Here is a 14,801-nt window from a genome sequence, read left to right as displayed (position 1 = left end):
CGGTTCGCTCATGTTCGGGTCAATTGCGTCATTGTGTTAAGGGAGTGGCTGGGACCGGTCAACCGGCAGCGCCTCTATGATGACGAACGCCTGCGCAAGGCCGTTGTCATCGGTGATGGTCACGTGAATCCGTGCCTCGTGGCCCTCAGGGACCATCATGGCCAAGCGCTCGGCCGCGCCACCGGTCAGCGCCATGGTCGGCTTTCCACTCGCAAGGTTGACCACCCCCATGTCGCGCCAGAATACGCCGTTTGAAAGGCCTGTCCCCAGCGCCTTCGCGCATGCCTCCTTGGCTGCAAAGCGTTTGGCGTAGGACGCGGCGCGGTTCCGCCTGCGATCGGATCGGCTGCGCTCGATCTCGGTAAAGCACCGTTGTATGAAGCGCTCTCCGAACCGCTCGAGCGTCCGCTCGACGTGGGCGATTTCGCAGATGTCGTTGCCCAGGCCCAGGATCATTGCAGGCCCCGGCTGCCCGGCTTGGTCGCAGGGATGGCTGCCAACTCGGGTGGCAGCGCATCGGGGGCGTAAGCCGGCACCTTGTAGCGGGTCAGCGCAACGAGCGGCACACCCACATCGGCCTCACCGCCCGACCGGTCGACGATGCAGGCCGCCGCGACCACATCGGCCCCCAGCCGCACCACGCAATCGATGCACTCGCGGATCGAGAGCCCGGTGGAAACGATATCCTCTACGACGATCACCTTCTCGCCCGGCTGCACCGCAAAGCTGCGCCGCAGCTCGAACTGACCTTCAACCCGCTCGGTATAGATCGCTGGGATACCAAGATGGCGCGCGGTCTCATAGCCGGGGATGACCCCGCCCATGGCGGGCGACACTACCTGTGAAATCTCCGCGCCGACCTCGGCGCGGATCTTCTCCGCGAGCGCCTTGCAGAGCTTTTCGGCCCGCTCGGGGTACATGAAAACGCGCGCCTTCTGCAGAAAGACCGGCGATCGCAGGCCGGACGACAGGATGAAATGGCCATCCAGCAGAGCATCGGATTGGCGGAAGACGTCGAGCACTTCGTCCTGGGTCATGGCGTTGAATCTCCGTTATGTTCGAATACCTTCTCCATGCCTTCGATGGCGCTGGCCTGCAACACGCTGGCTCGCGCCACGCGCGTCAATCCCGGCGTCCGCTTAAGCGTCGCCAGAACGTCCGTCAGTTGCGGCAGATCGCGCACTTCGAGCTCGAAAATCATCTCGTGGAAGTCAGACGACAGGGCGCGCATCACGAGGTTGGAGATGTTTGCATCGCACGCCGCAATCGCGGAGGAAATCTGAGCGAGCGCGCCGGGGCGGTTGGCCGACTGCAGGGCAATCGAGACCTTGTGATAGCGCTCAGGCTTACCCTCAAGGTCCCATCGGACGTCGATCCAGCCCACGTCCTGATCGTGATAGTCTGCCAGCGCGTCGGAGTCGATCGGATAGACCGTCATAGTGCCGCTCTGGTGCAGGATGCCCACGAGGCGATCGCCCGGCACCGCGCCCTCACGTGAGACCGTGACCGGCATGTTGAAATCGAAACCGACGAGGGCGGCGAACTGGCGAATGGCGCTGCGCTGCCCCCCGGGCATGCGGAACTTGAACCATTCGGCCTGCCGCAGCGCGAACCAGCCTTCGGCGTCATTTCCGACCGGCAGCGTGATGTTGCCCTTGCGCCGTCGCTTTCCCTTGAGCGCGGTTGCCTCGCGGGCGAGATCGTCGGCGCTCACCCGCCCTTCCCCGATCCCGATTATCAGTTCGCGACGGTCCCCCATCTCGAAATAGGCGGCCAGCGCCAGCACGTCCTCCTCGGAAAATTCCAGCCCTTCGCGCTCTATGACTGCGGCGAGCACCTGCTCGCCAAGCGATATGGCGCGGTGCTGCGCCGCCAGGCGGACGGCGCGGCGGATGGCCGAGCGCGCCTTGCCGGTGACGGCGATGTTCTCCCAGTTCGGGGGCGGAATATGGTTGGCATCGCGGACGATCTCAACCTCGTCGCCCGAACGCAGATGGGTGATCAGCGGCATCACCGCGCCATTGATCTTGCAGCCCACGCAGGTGTCGCCGACATCGGTGTGCACCGCGTAGGCGAAGTCGATAGGCGTCGCGCCACGCGGCAGGGCGATCAGGCGCCCGCGGGGGGTGAAGCAGAACACCTGATCCTGGAACAGCTCGAGCTTGGTATGCTCGACGAATTCCTCGGGATTGTCGCCTTCGGTGAGGTGCGCGATCGTGGTGCGGAGCCAGTTATAGGCTTGGCTTTCCGCCTCGAGCTTGGTCATGTCGCCCGAAATGTTGTCCTTGTAGAGCGCATGCGCCGCGATACCGACCTCAGCGATCGCGTGCATTTCCCGCGTGCGAATCTGCAGTTCTACCCGCTGGCGGCCCGGTCCCACGATAGTGGTGTGGATCGAGCGGTAATCGTTATGCTTGGGGACCGAGATATAGTCCTTGAATCGGCCCGGAACGACCTTCCAGTTCGTGTGGATCACCCCCAGTGTGCGATAGCAGTCCCAAAGGTTGTCGACGACGACGCGAAAGCCGATCATGTCCGAGAGCTGCTCAAGCGCTATGGCCTTACGCTCGATCTTGGAGAAGATCGACCACGCCGACTTCACCCGGAAGCTGACTTCGGCTGAAATCCCCTGGCTTGCGAGGTGCTGCTGCAGCTCATCGGTGATTTCGCGCGTGATGTCCCGAGAGGACGATTCCATCGCCGCAAGCCGCGAGGAGATCGCGCTGTAATGCTCTGGATGGAGGACCTTGAAAGAAAGGTCCTCGAGCTCATTGCGCATGTCCTGCATGCCCATGCGTCCGGCGAGCGGCGCATAGATATCCATGGTTTCCTGGGCGATGCGGGCCCGCTTGTGCACCGGCACGAACTCCAGGGTCCGCATGTTGTGGAGCCGGTCTGCAAGCTTGACGAGAAGGACCCGCACGTCCTCGGAGATCGCCAGCAGCAGCTTGCGAAGGTTTTCCGCCTGAGCCTCTTCCCGACTCATGAGGTTCAGCCGCTCGATCTTTGTGAGACCCTCGACGATCCTGCCGATCTCGGTGCCGAACATCTCGTCGATCTCGGCGCGCGTGGCGTCGGTATCTTCGATCGTGTCGTGAAGAAGGGCGACGGCAATGGTTGCGTCGTCGAGCTTGAGGTCCGTGAGAATGGCGGCAACTTCGAGCGGGTGGGCGAAATAGGGATCGCCTGAGGCGCGCTTCTGGGTGCCATGCTTTTGCATGGCATAGACATAGGCCTTGTTCAGAAGGCTCTCGTCGGCATCCGGGTTATAGGCCAGTACCCGTTCGACGAGTTCGTACTGACGCATCATGCGTCGGGGATGCTCCATGTCGCAATCCGTTCGCCACAACCACAAAGGCGCCCGGCCAGCGGCCGAACGCCCAAATCACAATAGCGAGAAAGCCTTCCGGCGATCAATCGTCGCGGCGCTCGGGAGGCGAAAGCGATTCAATACCGCGCAGGAGTTCTTCTTCGCTGATCGAGTCGAACACCGGCCCCTCCTCGTCCGAGGCGGTCTCGATGCGCGGAACGATGTCGCTCTCGGGCTCGTCGACCTCGACATATTTCTGCAGCGAGTGGATGAGGTCCTCCTTGAGGTCCTCGGGAGAAATGGTCCTGTCACCGATCTCGCGCAGGGCAACGACCGGATTCTTGTCGTTGTCACGATCGACGGTGATCTGGGTGCCCGAAGAGATCATCCGCGCGCGGTGAGCTGCCAGAAGGACCAGTTCGAACCGGTTGGGGATCTGTTCAATGCAATCTTCTACGGTGACGCGTGCCACTGCCGGTCTCCATCGCCTTGTGGGGAATTGTTGGCGTATTACACGAGGACGCCAGCCATAGCAAGCACGACGCGCTCTGCCAGGCAGGGGTCCGGGGGAAACAATGGCAATGTGTTGGTGAACCCGCAGCGCCCGAAAGCGTTGTGCGGTCATGCATTTGATTGCCGACACCCGTTTTCCGGCTGGAGTATTTTTGGAATGTTTGACCCCCGCGAGAAGGTCGTTCTGTTTATAGATGGCGCCAACCTTTACGCCACCTCCCGCGCGCTCGCCGTCGACATCGACTACAAACGGCTGCTGATCCAGTTCAAGTCCGAAGCGTATCTGCTCAGGGCCTATTATTACACGGCGCTGGTGGAGGATCAGGAATATTCCTCCATCCGCCCGTTGATCGACTGGCTGGACTACAATGGCTACACGGTTGTGACCAAGCCCGCCAAGGAGTTCGTGGATTCCAATGGTCGCCGCAAGATCAAGGGCAATATGGACATCGAGCTGGCGATCGATGCCTTTGAGATGGCACCCCATTATGACCATCTCGTCCTGTTTTCGGGGGACGGCGATTTCACCGCCCTCGTCGCCGCGCTTCAGCGCAGAGGCAAGAAGGTCACCGTGGCTTCGACCCTGACCACCTCAACCCCGATGATCTCGGACGATCTGCGTCGGCAGGCCGATTATTTCATGGAGATCGCCGACTTGCTGGAAACGGTAGGGCGGCCCCAGGTTGACCGGTCCAGCGCGGCAAGGGAGGATGCGACCTCCTGAATTTTTGTTAGCGTGACTTTTTGATGCAGACCAACCCGCCTTCCGACTGCCCGCTGTGTCCGCGGCTCGTTGCCTTTCGGCACAAGGCGCAGAAGGAGCACCCCGACTGGCACAATGGACCAGTGAACAATTGGGGTTCGGAGGCGCCTGCGCTTCTGATCGTGGGCCTCGCACCGGGGCTGCGCGGGGCCAACCGGACCGGGCGCCCTTTCACCGGCGACTACGCGGGCGATCTGCTTTACGACACGCTCAAGAAATTCGGACTGGCTCAGGGCGAATACGCGGCAGCCCCCGATGACAGCCTGCGGCTGACCGGAGCACTGATCGTCAACTCGGTCCGGTGCGTCCCCCCTCAGAACAAGCCGACCGGCGAAGAGATCAAGACCTGCAGGCGCTTTCTGACCAACACGATCAATGCCAACCCGCAGGCACGAGCGTTCTTTGCGCTCGGGCGCATCGCCCACGATTCCCTGCTGTCGGCACTCGGCATCCCCAGATCCCGCATGCCCTTCGGCCACGCCGCGGTGCACCAGCTGGGCGAAGGCCGGGTCCTCGTCGACAGCTATCACTGCTCGCGGTACAATACCAACACGGGCAGGCTGACCGCCGATATGTTCGAGAGCGCCATGGGGCTTGCCGCCAAATACGCAAAGGCAGGCTAAGTCAGCCGCCCTGCACGCATCAGCCCTGCTTGAGCAACCGCTGCTTGTCTCTCGCCCAGTCCCGGTCCTTGAGCACGTTGCGCTTGTCGAACGACTTGCGGCCCTTGGCCAGACCGATCAGCAGCTTCGCCAGACCGCGATCATTGAAATAGAGCTTGAGCGCCACGATCGTGTTTCCCGAGCGCTCGACCCCCTTCGCCAGCCTGACCATTTCCTTGCGCGATACCAGCAGCTTGCGCCTGCGCTTTTCGTCGTGGTTGAAGCGGTTGGCCTGGATATATTCGGGGATCGTGGCGTTGATCAGCCACAACTCCCCGCCTTCCGGTGAAACGTACGATTCGGTGATCTGCGCTTCGCCATTGCGCAAGGCTTTCACCTCGGTGCCGGTGAGCATGATCCCTGCCTCGAGCGTATCGAGCACCTCATAGTCGAACCGCGCGCGACGGTTCTCCGCCACGGTCCCGTGGGAAATCAGGCCCGAATCTCCGCGCTTGTTGCGTGCCGCCATGGCGCCCCCTAAATCAACCCGGCATGAGCCAGGGCTGCGTCGATTGCCGCGCTCGTGCTCTCGGCCACGGGCACTATGGGCAGACGCACCTCGTTTTCGCAGAGGCCAAGGCGCGAAGCTGCATATTTGATACCGGCGGGATTGGGCTCGATGAACAGGGCCTTGTGGAGCGGGGCAAGCCGGTCCTGCAGACGCAGCGCGGTCGCATAGTCCCCTGCCTGACAGGCGTTCTGGAATGCGGCGCAGAGCGCCGGGGCAACATTGGACGTCACCGAGATGCAGCCCCTTCCGCCATGGGCGTTAAAGCCCAGCGCGGTGATGTCTTCACCCGAGAGCAGCACGAAATCCTCGCCCAGCCCAACGCGCTCCATGGAGGCCTTGGCCATGTCCGCCGTGGCATCCTTGATGCCGATGATGTTGGGACACACCTCCGTCAGCCGCCGGATGGTCTCGACATTGATGTCGATGACGGTCCGCGTGGGCACCGAATAGAGGATCACCGGCAAGCTGGTCGCCTTTGCGACAGCCTCGAAGTGACGGAAAAGACCCTCCTGATTGGGCTTGTTGTAATAGGGCAGGATTGTCAGCACGGCATCGGCGCCCGCCTGTTCGGCGAACTCCACGAGATGGATCGCCTCACGGGTCGAGTTGGACCCCGCCCCCGCGATCACCGGCACACGCTTGTCGGCAACCGCGATCGTGATCTCGATGATCCTGCGATGCTCCTCGTGGCTGACTGTGGGCGATTCCCCGGTGGTGCCTACGGGAACGAGGCCGTGGCTGCCTTCGTCGATCTGCCATTTGACGAAGCGTGCCATGGCATCTTCATCAACCGCACCATTCCTGAACGGCGTCAGCAACGCCGTGATCGATCCGCTGAACATCCAGTAGTCCTCGTGTCTGGCCATCCGGCGCGCCCGGTGACCCTCTGTTGCTTGGCGCGTTCGGTCGCGCGCGCCTGGCGCGGCACCATAGTGCGGGAGCCCCTGAGGGGCAACAACACCGCAATCGGGCGCGCACCGCGCGCGGCCCCCGTTGCCGGGCGGCGCCGTCGTGCTATGAAGCATCATGTTCAAACGCGCAACACCCATCGACCAATTCGAGCGCTTCTCGGACCTCCCCGTGCGCAAGATCGCCAGCATCTCGGCGGCCCGGCGGGTGGCCGTGCATGTGAGCGGAGACCTTACTGCCGGCCCGCCGCTGGTCTGCCTGCCCGGCTATGTGCGGAACATGCTCGATTTCTCGGCCCTTTATTCAGGCGTCGGGCGGTATGGCGCGAAAGAACGCGCCGTGGTGCTGATCGATCTCGCCGGCCGCGGGCGATCCGACTGGCTGCCCAAGACCGAGCGCTACGTTTCCCTTCGCGACGCCGAGGACGTGCTCGCGGTGCTTGCTGTGCTCGGCATCACGAGGGCCCATTTGCTGGGCCAGGGCCATGGCGGCCAGGTCGCGCTTCTGGTGGCGCGACGACGTCCGTCGGTGCTCGCGGGAACGATCCTCGTGGATTCAGGGCCTCTGTCGGATCCCCAAAGCCTCGTGCGCATGCGCAACAATCACGACTATGTGTGCAAGATCCGCGGCGCGCCCGGCGCGCGCAGGGCGTTCCGCCGCGTGCTCTCCACCGACTACCCCGGCGAACCCGAAGCCCATCTTGAGATGCTCGCCGAACGCGTCTATTGGCTCGACCGCCGCGAAAACGTCCGCACGCTCTTCGATCCCCGGCTGATCGCCCAGCTTGCCGATTTCGATTTCGACGATGTGCTCGATCCGCAATGGGCCCTGTTCAGGGCGCTCTCGCACGCACCTCTGATGCTCATGCGCACCCAGTTCACCGACCAGGTGCGGCGCGCCACGTTCGAGGAGATGATGCGGCTTCGACCGGACGCCACCCGCCACGAAGTCCCTGGACAGGGCAGCCCCGCACTTTTCGAGGACATCGAGACGCTGGTCGCACTCGCCAAATTTCTCGATCAGGCCGATGCCCTGGGCACGCCGGGCAGGCAAGTGCCCAGGCCCGGGGATACGAGCGCGATCAGCTCTTCTTCTTGAGCAGTGCCTTGGCCTGGCCGACCCAGTCGTCGCGCTCGATCCGGCCCTGCGCACCGAGCTTGGCGTCCATCGCATCGGCGGCCTTGCGGCTCCACCCGGCGATCTCGTCCAACTGCGTCACGCCGGCTGCATGAAGTTTTGATTCCATCTTCGGCCCCAACCCATTGATGGCCCGCAGATTATCGGGCTTTGCCTGCGTGTTGGCCGGAACGGCGACCGTCTGCTGTTCGGCAATCTCGCTCGGTGCAGCGGTCTTTGGCGCCGTTTCAGGCACTGCCTTGGCGCGCTTGGTGGCTCGCGCCCTGGGGGCCGGTGCCGGAGTGGCAACAGCCTCGGCGGTGACCGGAGCCTCGGCGACCGGCTGCTCGGTGGCCGCCGGTGCGCTGGCGGTTTCGGGCTCGGCCGGCACAACTGCTGCCGGCGCTGGTGCGGCGGGCCGCTCGGCGGGTGCCTTGCCGAACATGCGGCGCGCGAGATACCCGACGAGGCAGCCGATGAGGAACGCCGCCAGAAGCAGCAATGCGCTTTCGAGAATATGGGGGGTCGCGTTCATGTCCGGTCAGCCCTTCGCGCTATCGCCGCCATCATGGCTGTACCAGCCGGTGGCGACCCCGATCACCAGGGCCAGAACCAGGAAAATCCAGTAGGTCTGCAAAAGGTACAAGACCGCATCAAGGCTCATGTTCACTCCCCACGCTGCCGCGTTCATTGCTCGGCAGGGTCCTCGAAGGTAAAGACGATCCGCCTGTTTTCCATCCGTCCTGCCGCCGTATCGTTGCTCGCGATAGGCAGGCTGGCGCCATAGCCGACTGCGTAGAGCCGCATCACGGAGACGCCCTCCTCGATCAGCGCATCCACGACCGCTTCGGCACGCGAAACCGACAACGGCAGGTTCAGCTCCTGCCCACCGACGGAATCCGTGTGTCCTTCTACATAGACCACGGTCTCTGGGCAAACACTGAGTATACTCGCGAGTTCGGGCATCAGCTCGGCCGATTCCGGCGTCAACGCGGCGCTGCCCGATGCAAAGAGGATCGACCGGTCCTCCATATAGGCCTGCACCTCGTCGCGGCAGATATCCTCGGCGCGCGGTGCGGTGACGGTCACCCGCCACGTCTCGGCGCCCCCTGCCCGGTCCAGCCGTTCCAGGGCGTCTGTCCGCACGGAATCGATGCGCGCACGGCCCGAAATGGACCACTGTCCAGAAGACAATGCCACACGCCCGGCATCGAGCAGCTCGAGCGCGGACAGTCCGGCGAGTATGGAGGTGAACATGTCGTCCGGCGCGCCCGGCGCCACGCCGAGATCGTCAGCATCGACGGTCTGTCCGGGCAGATCGGCCAGGAGCTGACGCACCGCTTCGCTGGGCACCGAACCACTCATGGTCAGGGAACCGTCGGCCCGCTGCATGACGGAAAATGCATAGTCGGGGTCGACCGTAGCGGCAGCCGGTTCAGCGTCTTCGGGCGCATCGGCATCCTCGGAGATATCCTGATCGGCGGGCTCGCTATCGACAGGCGCCGGGTCGGTGGCGTCTTCGTTCTCGACCTCCTCATCGGCAGCATCCGGCTCCTCTGGCTGCGTCTGTTCACTCGCCCCGAGCTCCGGCGCTTCCGGGTCCTCGACAATCGGCATGTCGGGCGCGGGAGCCTCATCGACGGTGCCCGCATCGGCAGCGTCAGTGCCCTGAACCTCCGACTGAGCCTCGGCAGGCGGTTCCATCGCCTCTGGCTCTGCGGTGACCGGCGCACCCTCGGCAGAACTGTCCTCAGTTGGCTCAGTGGATTCTTCGTCCTCGACCGGGGCCTCGGACGGGATATCCATGCCCTCGTCCTCGGCCGGGACTTCGGATTGGACCGGCTCCGGCTCGACCGGCAGGTCGTCCGGCTGCGCCTCCTCGATAATTTCCGTTATGGTGTCGGGGGCTGGCGGCACCGCTTCATCTAACGATTCCGATGCGTCGCCGACAGATTCCCCTTCCCTATAGGTCAGGGACCAGAGGGTCTGATCCGCCCCGCCCGCCTGCAGCCGTGTTTCCACGCGCCCCGGATCGGATCCTTGCGCCAACACCGCATCGAGGGTCCAGCCATTTTCGTCAAAGCGGATGGTGCCGCTTTCGATCATCGTTGCGATATCGAGGGCCGCCAGGGCATTGCCCACAAAGCCTTCGGGCGCCTCTCCGGCCTCCCTCGTCTCGTCGCTGAAATTGGAGAGACGTGAGGACTGAAATGTCCGGAACTGTGAACCCGGAGCCGATCCCGTCGCGACGATAGCGCCCGGCGCGATCTCGAGCGTCCAGATAAAAGACCCCGCCTCAGGTTCCGAGTCGATCCCGGTCTCAGGTTCTGCATCACCTTCGGGCTGGGCTTCGAGGTCCGGCGTTGTCACCGGGGCAGTCTCGACGGCCTCGGGATCGTCCACCGGTTCCGCAAGCGGCACATCGGGCGCCGCCTCGTCGGTCTCGAGCACCTGGAACTGCGCAAGTTGAAGGTGGTGGCTGTGTTGAGCGTTGGCGGGAGAAACGGTCACGGCTGTGCCGGCCATCAGGCCGCAAGCCAGAAGAGAGAGCAGGCGCGGTCGCAACGGTTGAAAGCCTCCGGGCACAAAGTCGGACCGGACCGCCATTCGATGCGCCCACCCGACTCGGGAAGTGTGTCGCGCAGTTTCGCAGATCACGTCGCCAACCGCCACAGCCAACACCCGCGCCAGCGCATAAGAAAAGGGGCCGGCCAATGGCCGACCCCTTCCCTGTCTTGAAGCGTCGAAGAGTCGATTAGAACGACTTCGAAGCTGCGAAGGTCAGCGAGTACTCTTCAAGAGTGTTGACTTCGGCGTCGAGGCTGGTCTCGAAGTTGCCGCCGGGCGCATAGGCAAGGCCTGCGCCGAAGCGGTAGACGTCGTCTGCGCCCGTGTCATCCCAGTTGCCGCCGACAAATGCGCTGGCGGTCAGAGCTTCAGTCAGAGCGACTGCAACACCGAGCTCTGCGTCGAGTTCGCTGTCGGCCGAACGACCATGGCGCGTGGTGACGTCACCGTCAAAGTACCGAACTTCAACATCGAGATCAGCAGTATCAGTCAAAGCAAAGCCAACGCCTGCACCGACCGAGAACACTTCTGGGCTATAGTTACCAAGGATCGGATACTCTTCCGACTCGTAGCCGACGCCCGCGCGAACCGAGAACAGATCGAACTCTGCCGAAGCGGTCAGAAGAGCTGCCCAGGAGCTATAGCCCCACTCAGTGTCGCTATAGACCGACGATGCAAAGATTTCTGCAACGCCAAGATCGGCAGTCACGTCACCGTAGACCGACCATTCGTCCTGATCGCCGAAGATATCGCCAAAGAGCACACCGACGTTGCCGGCAACGCCAGCACCCGCATAGCCGACCCCAGCACCCAGGGTACCGCCACCAGAATCGGCGTTGTCGAGGTCTTCGAGACCAACCTTGACGCTGAAGCCGTCAGCAACCTCGGAAACCACCTGGATCACGTGACCGCCACGCTCGGGGAAGATATAATCGTCAATCTCTTCCGCCTGATCGAACCAGCCATTGAACCGATCGAGCCGCTCGTCAACCAGCGCAATGTGGCTGTTGTCGGTAACTTCGAAGATGGTGCCCTTCTTACCGGCCATCAGGACGGTGGTGTCGCCGAAAGCGACATAGGCCTCATCGAACATCACGTCTTCTTCGTCTTCGTCATTGAAGAGCGTGATGACGGCCTGCGCGCGACCCGCATCAGTCTGGGTCGACGCATCGAACGTCAGCGACCAATCGATGATCGACGAATAATCATTTTCGTCGAGATCGTTGCCAGCAACGCCTTCGACCTCGAACTCGTAGGACACTTCGCCCGTGATCAGCAGGCAGGTGTCGTCCGAAGCAATGGTCAGGCCGGAGATGCCGTAAGCATCGCAGACGTCGAGAGAAACGAATTCGGCCATGGCCGGATCAGCGGCGTAGGCACCCGAGGACAGGGCCAGAGCGGCTGCAGAACCCAGAAGAAGGCTCTTGATTTTCATAATTGACCTCCAAAGTCAGTCATTAGTGTGCCGGGCTTTCCGGCGGTTTGTCGAAACGCGACCACATTATTGTTGGTGTCGTGTGTTGCCGTCGCGTTGCGACCGACAAACGATCCCATGCATGGATTCGCAAGACCCACTCTAGCGATGCCCGCGCCCCGCGCAACAGGCCAAACACCCCCCGGGACCCACGATTGCAGGGTTGCGAACCCGATGTTGCAAATTGACCACACAAACTTAAACGGGATTTTAACCTTTGTTTTCCGGCACGGTTAAGGAATCGGAAACGCTCCGAAATTGCCGTGAGGGCGCCATTGGCGCTTTCCCTGCCACCACATTGGCGCCATATAAATGCCGCGCATGCAGGTGTTCTTCTGTCTCATGCCATATACGGAATTGATCGGGAGTTCTCCCAAGGTGCGTGCCGCTGCCCTGTCCCTCATCCTTGCGCTTCTGATTCCGTTCCACGCGGGGGCGCAAGAGCAGGAGGCCGCGCCGGCACAGGCCGATGCAAACCAGCAGGCACTGGTGGATCTCGATGCCCTTGTAGTCGCCAGCCAGGTCAGCACGCGCTGTGCGCTCTTTGATTCAAGTGTGACCTATCTCGAGCCCATCGAGGTAACCGCCATAGAGTATCGCATCGAGCAGCTTTCCGATTCCCTTCGCCCCACCGTCCAAGACCTTGCCGACCGGATGTCCACCATGCGCGGCGATGCGGCCGCCATTGCCTGCGGGCATGAGGGCCTTGTCCCGTTCCTTGATTTCGGCCGTCAGGTCGCAGGCGACATGATCGACACCGCGCTCCTGGCCTGGCAGTCGATCGAGGTCGAGGAATGCTCATACTTCGCCGATTCCGATTTCATGAGCGCCGTGCAGCGCGCCGAGTTCGCGGCCAGCGCGCTCGAGCTCTCCGGCCCGGCGGCGCGCACCGCCTTCATTCGCAACGGCGCGGCGCAATGGACCGCTATCTTCGCATCCAATTGCCAGAACCTGAGCTTTGATCCAACCCGCACGCTCCCGGGCCTGATCGCCCTCGCCCTGCCGCTTGAAGCCCGAGGCTGACAGCAGATCGGCGCGCGTGCGAGTTTGCTCTTTTCGCCCGCTTTTGGATGGTATAAGACGCGAAGCCGAATGGGGCTGTAGCTCAGTTGGGAGAGCGCGTCGTTCGCAATGACGAGGTCGTCGGTTCGATCCCGATCAGCTCCACCATTTCTCCTTCCGGCCGCGAAATTGGTATCTCGTTCCTTGCATTCGGGGATGCGAATGGCCATCCATTGGCCAGCCCGACACCCGGTCCGGAGGTCCCGTTGAAAATTCTCGTTCCCGTCAAGCGCGTCCTGGACGCCAATGTGGCCGTAAGGGTCAAGCCGGATGGCTCCGGCGTCGACCTCGCCAATCTCAAGATGTCCATGAACCCGTTCGACGAAATTGCGCTCGAAGAGGCGGTGCGGCTCAAGGAGGCGGGCGTTGCGAGCGACGTCGTGGCGGTGTCGATAGGCCCCGCGCAGGCCCAGGACACGCTGCGCTCCGCTCTGGCCATGGGTGCGGATACGGCGATCCTCGTTCTTACCGACCAGCCGGTCGAACCGCTTGCCGTGGCCCGGCTGCTGGCCGTCCTCGTCGAGCGGGAAGCGCCCGATCTCGTCATCATGGGCAAGCAGGCCATCGACGACGATTCCAACCAGACCGCCCAGATGCTCTCGGCGCTGGTCGGCTGGCCGCAGGCGACCTTCGCCTCAAAGGTGGAGGTAAGCGAGGCTGTCGTGACCGTCACCCGCGAGGTGGATGGCGGGCTCGAAACCCTCGAGCTCGACCTTCCCGCGGTGATCTCTGCGGATCTGCGGCTCAACACCCCACGCTACGCCTCGCTCCCCAACGTCATGAAGGCGAAGAAAAAGCCGCTCGAGCAGATCGAGGCCTCCGAGCTCGGCATCGACCTTACGCCACTGCTCAAGATTCTCGAGACCCGGGCACCCGAAGCGCGCAAGCCGGGCAGCACCGTTGAGTCGGTGGCAGACCTGGTGGAACGACTCAAGACGGAGGCACGGGTGATATGAGCACTCTCGTCCTTGCAGAGCATGACAATGCCCGGCTCAATCCTGCCACGCTGCGCGCCATCTCGGCGGCTTCGGCGCTCGGTGCGCCAATTCACATTCTCGTCGCCGGAGAGGGATGCGATGCCGTCGCGGCCGAGGCCGCGTCCATTTCAGGGGTCGAAAAGGTTCTGGTCGCGAACGGCGCGGCCCTTGCCCACGGGCTGGCCGAACCGCTGGGCGAGCTGATTGTCTCGGTGGCAGAGCCCTACCGCCACATCGCGGCGGCAGCCACCAGCTTTGGCAAGAACGTCCTGCCCCGCGTCGCCGCGCTGCTCGGCGTCATGCAGGTGTCCGACATCAGCGCGGTGGTCTCCGATACGATCTTCGAGCGTCCGATCTACGCAGGCGGTGCGATCCAGAAGGTCGAGGCGACGGGCGAGAAGATCGTTCTCACCGTCCGCGCGCCGGCATTCGAGATGGCGGCGACGGGAGAGGCCACAGCCCCCATCGAAACGGTCGCATTCACCCCTTCTTCCCCTGCGCGCACGCGATTCGTCGGCAAGGAGCGCGCAGCGGGCAAAGGTCCGGACCTCGCATCGGCGCGGATCGTCGTCTCGGGCGGTCGGGCGCTGGGCTCTGCTGAGAACTTCGAGGCGCTGCTCACGCCCCTTGCCGAAACGCTCGGGGCCGCGATCGGCGCAAGCCGCGCCGCGGTGGATGCCGGCTACGCCCCCAATGACTGGCAGGTGGGCCAGACCGGCAAGGTCGTCCAGCCTGATCTTTATATCGCCATCGGCATTTCCGGGGCCATACAGCACCTGGCCGGGATGAAGAACGCCCGGGTCATCGTCGCCATCGACAAGGATCCGGATGCGGCCATATTCGGTGTGGCAGATTATGGGCTGGTCGCCGATATCTTCGAGGCGGTTCCGGAGCTTACCAAGGCGCTTTCATAGATCGAATCGAGGCGTCCCGGCG

Annotated in this window: 16 protein-coding genes and 1 tRNA gene; 7 read left to right on the top strand and 10 right to left on the bottom strand. The window is 63.1% G+C overall.

Translation table 11 applies throughout. The annotated features are described in order from the left end of the window. Positions 1–36: 36 nt before the first annotated feature. From acpS to rpoZ, 4 genes are all read right to left on the bottom strand, one after another. Entirely contained in the window at positions 37–456 is a 420-nt protein-coding gene (acpS, locus tag EO136_RS01455; RefSeq protein ID WP_127142698.1) for a holo-ACP synthase, read from the bottom strand. After that, complete coding sequence (gene pyrE / locus EO136_RS01450) at positions 453–1,037, bottom strand: orotate phosphoribosyltransferase (protein ID WP_127142697.1); 585 nt, start codon at positions 1,035–1,037, stop codon at positions 453–455. The genes acpS and pyrE overlap by 4 nt, the downstream gene beginning before the upstream one ends. Then, entirely contained in the window at positions 1,034–3,310 is a 2,277-nt protein-coding gene (locus EO136_RS01445) for a RelA/SpoT family protein (RefSeq protein ID WP_127142696.1), read from the bottom strand. The genes pyrE and EO136_RS01445 overlap by 4 nt, the downstream gene beginning before the upstream one ends. A gap of 103 nt (positions 3,311–3,413) precedes the next feature. Continuing rightward, positions 3,414–3,782, bottom strand: a complete 369-nt coding sequence (gene rpoZ / locus EO136_RS01440) for a DNA-directed RNA polymerase subunit omega (protein WP_127142695.1) — start codon at positions 3,780–3,782, stop codon at positions 3,414–3,416. 198 nt (positions 3,783–3,980) lie between these two features. Here rpoZ and EO136_RS01435 point away from each other — a divergent pair, with 198 nt between their 5' ends. Together EO136_RS01435 and EO136_RS01430 are read left to right on the top strand one after the other, a co-directional pair. Continuing rightward, positions 3,981–4,547, top strand: a complete 567-nt coding sequence (locus tag EO136_RS01435; RefSeq protein WP_127142694.1) for a LabA-like NYN domain-containing protein — start codon at positions 3,981–3,983, stop codon at positions 4,545–4,547. A gap of 23 nt (positions 4,548–4,570) precedes the next feature. Next, positions 4,571–5,209 carry a uracil-DNA glycosylase gene (locus EO136_RS01430; protein WP_127142693.1) on the top strand — a complete coding sequence of 213 codons (639 nt, stop codon included), beginning with the start codon at positions 4,571–4,573 and terminating at the stop codon, positions 5,207–5,209. A gap of 19 nt (positions 5,210–5,228) precedes the next feature. Here the strand turns inward: EO136_RS01430 and smpB are convergent, their stop codons facing one another. After that, on the bottom strand, positions 5,229–5,717 hold the full coding sequence (gene smpB / locus EO136_RS01425; RefSeq protein WP_127142692.1) for an SsrA-binding protein SmpB: 489 nt from the start codon (positions 5,715–5,717) through the stop codon (positions 5,229–5,231). Positions 5,718–5,725: 8 nt separating this feature from the next. After that, a complete protein-coding gene (gene dapA / locus EO136_RS01420; protein WP_127142779.1) occupies positions 5,726–6,601 on the bottom strand; it encodes a 4-hydroxy-tetrahydrodipicolinate synthase in 876 nt (291 codons plus the stop codon). 184 nt (positions 6,602–6,785) lie between these two features. Here dapA and EO136_RS01415 point away from each other — a divergent pair, with 184 nt between their 5' ends. Continuing rightward, positions 6,786–7,766, top strand: a complete 981-nt coding sequence (locus tag EO136_RS01415) for an alpha/beta fold hydrolase (RefSeq protein WP_127142691.1) — start codon at positions 6,786–6,788, stop codon at positions 7,764–7,766. Here the strand turns inward: EO136_RS01415 and EO136_RS01410 are convergent. From EO136_RS01410 to EO136_RS01400, 4 genes are all read right to left on the bottom strand, one after another. Continuing rightward, on the bottom strand, positions 7,750–8,319 hold the full coding sequence (locus EO136_RS01410) for an NADH-quinone oxidoreductase subunit E (protein ID WP_127142690.1): 570 nt from the start codon (positions 8,317–8,319) through the stop codon (positions 7,750–7,752). The two genes, EO136_RS01415 and EO136_RS01410, sit on opposite strands and share 17 nt — an antisense overlap. 6 nt (positions 8,320–8,325) lie before the next feature. Next, positions 8,326–8,448: a hypothetical protein gene (locus EO136_RS18945; protein ID WP_281280364.1), complete on the bottom strand. Its 123-nt coding sequence runs from the start codon at positions 8,446–8,448 to the stop codon at positions 8,326–8,328. Positions 8,449–8,471: 23 nt separating this feature from the next. Further along, entirely contained in the window at positions 8,472–10,310 is a 1,839-nt protein-coding gene (locus EO136_RS01405) for an OmpA family protein (RefSeq protein WP_164730386.1), read from the bottom strand. Between the two features lie 229 nt (positions 10,311–10,539). Further along, positions 10,540–11,787 (bottom strand): porin, encoded by a 1,248-nt coding sequence (locus EO136_RS01400; protein ID WP_127142688.1) that lies wholly within the window; start codon positions 11,785–11,787, stop codon positions 10,540–10,542. 381 nt (positions 11,788–12,168) lie between these two features. On the opposite strand from EO136_RS01400, the gene EO136_RS01395 reads away from it, so the two are divergent. The 4 genes from EO136_RS01395 (at position 12,169) to EO136_RS01380 (ending at position 14,779) form a co-directional block, all read left to right on the top strand. After that, complete coding sequence (locus EO136_RS01395) at positions 12,169–12,849, top strand: hypothetical protein (protein WP_127142687.1); 681 nt, start codon at positions 12,169–12,171, stop codon at positions 12,847–12,849. A 71-nt stretch (positions 12,850–12,920) separates the two neighbouring features. Then, positions 12,921–12,996: transfer RNA gene (locus tag EO136_RS01390), tRNA-Ala, on the top strand. 98 nt (positions 12,997–13,094) lie between these two features. Further along, positions 13,095–13,844: an electron transfer flavoprotein subunit beta/FixA family protein gene (locus EO136_RS01385; RefSeq protein ID WP_127142686.1), complete on the top strand. Its 750-nt coding sequence runs from the start codon at positions 13,095–13,097 to the stop codon at positions 13,842–13,844. Further along, positions 13,841–14,779, top strand: a complete 939-nt coding sequence (locus EO136_RS01380) for an electron transfer flavoprotein subunit alpha/FixB family protein (RefSeq protein WP_127142685.1) — start codon at positions 13,841–13,843, stop codon at positions 14,777–14,779. The genes EO136_RS01385 and EO136_RS01380 overlap by 4 nt, the downstream gene beginning before the upstream one ends. The last annotated feature ends 22 nt before the right edge of the window (positions 14,780–14,801 follow it).

Origin of the sequence: Pelagibacterium montanilacus, assembly GCF_003992665.1 — a bacterium.
Classification (GTDB): domain Bacteria; phylum Pseudomonadota; class Alphaproteobacteria; order Rhizobiales; family Devosiaceae; genus Pelagibacterium; species Pelagibacterium montanilacus.
This window is presented reverse-complemented; position numbering and strand designations above follow the sequence as displayed.

What these genes read in the sequence shown, in the direction of transcription:
- acpS (WP_127142698.1), bottom strand. Translation starts at nt 456, where the DNA reads ATGATCCTGGGCCTGGGCAACGACATCTGCGAAATCGCCCACGTCGAG.
- pyrE (WP_127142697.1), bottom strand. Translation starts at nt 1,037, where the DNA reads ATGACCCAGGACGAAGTGCTCGACGTCTTCCGCCAATCCGATGCTCTG.
- EO136_RS01445 (WP_127142696.1), bottom strand. Translation starts at nt 3,310, where the DNA reads ATGATGCGTCAGTACGAACTCGTCGAACGGGTACTGGCCTATAACCCG.
- EO136_RS01435 (WP_127142694.1), top strand. Translation starts at nt 3,981, where the DNA reads ATGTTTGACCCCCGCGAGAAGGTCGTTCTGTTTATAGATGGCGCCAAC.
- EO136_RS01430 (WP_127142693.1), top strand. Translation starts at nt 4,571, where the DNA reads ATGCAGACCAACCCGCCTTCCGACTGCCCGCTGTGTCCGCGGCTCGTT.
- smpB (WP_127142692.1), bottom strand. Translation starts at nt 5,717, where the DNA reads ATGGCGGCACGCAACAAGCGCGGAGATTCGGGCCTGATTTCCCACGGG.
- dapA (WP_127142779.1), bottom strand. Translation starts at nt 6,601, where the DNA reads ATGTTCAGCGGATCGATCACGGCGTTGCTGACGCCGTTCAGGAATGGT.
- EO136_RS01415 (WP_127142691.1), top strand. Translation starts at nt 6,786, where the DNA reads ATGTTCAAACGCGCAACACCCATCGACCAATTCGAGCGCTTCTCGGAC.
- EO136_RS01410 (WP_127142690.1), bottom strand. Translation starts at nt 8,319, where the DNA reads ATGAACGCGACCCCCCATATTCTCGAAAGCGCATTGCTGCTTCTGGCG.
- EO136_RS18945 (WP_281280364.1), bottom strand. Translation starts at nt 8,448, where the DNA reads ATGAGCCTTGATGCGGTCTTGTACCTTTTGCAGACCTACTGGATTTTC.
- EO136_RS01405 (WP_164730386.1), bottom strand. Translation starts at nt 10,310, where the DNA reads ATGGCCGGCACAGCCGTGACCGTTTCTCCCGCCAACGCTCAACACAGC.
- EO136_RS01400 (WP_127142688.1), bottom strand. Translation starts at nt 11,787, where the DNA reads ATGAAAATCAAGAGCCTTCTTCTGGGTTCTGCAGCCGCTCTGGCCCTG.
- EO136_RS01395 (WP_127142687.1), top strand. Translation starts at nt 12,169, where the DNA reads ATGCCATATACGGAATTGATCGGGAGTTCTCCCAAGGTGCGTGCCGCT.
- EO136_RS01380 (WP_127142685.1), top strand. Translation starts at nt 13,841, where the DNA reads ATGAGCACTCTCGTCCTTGCAGAGCATGACAATGCCCGGCTCAATCCT.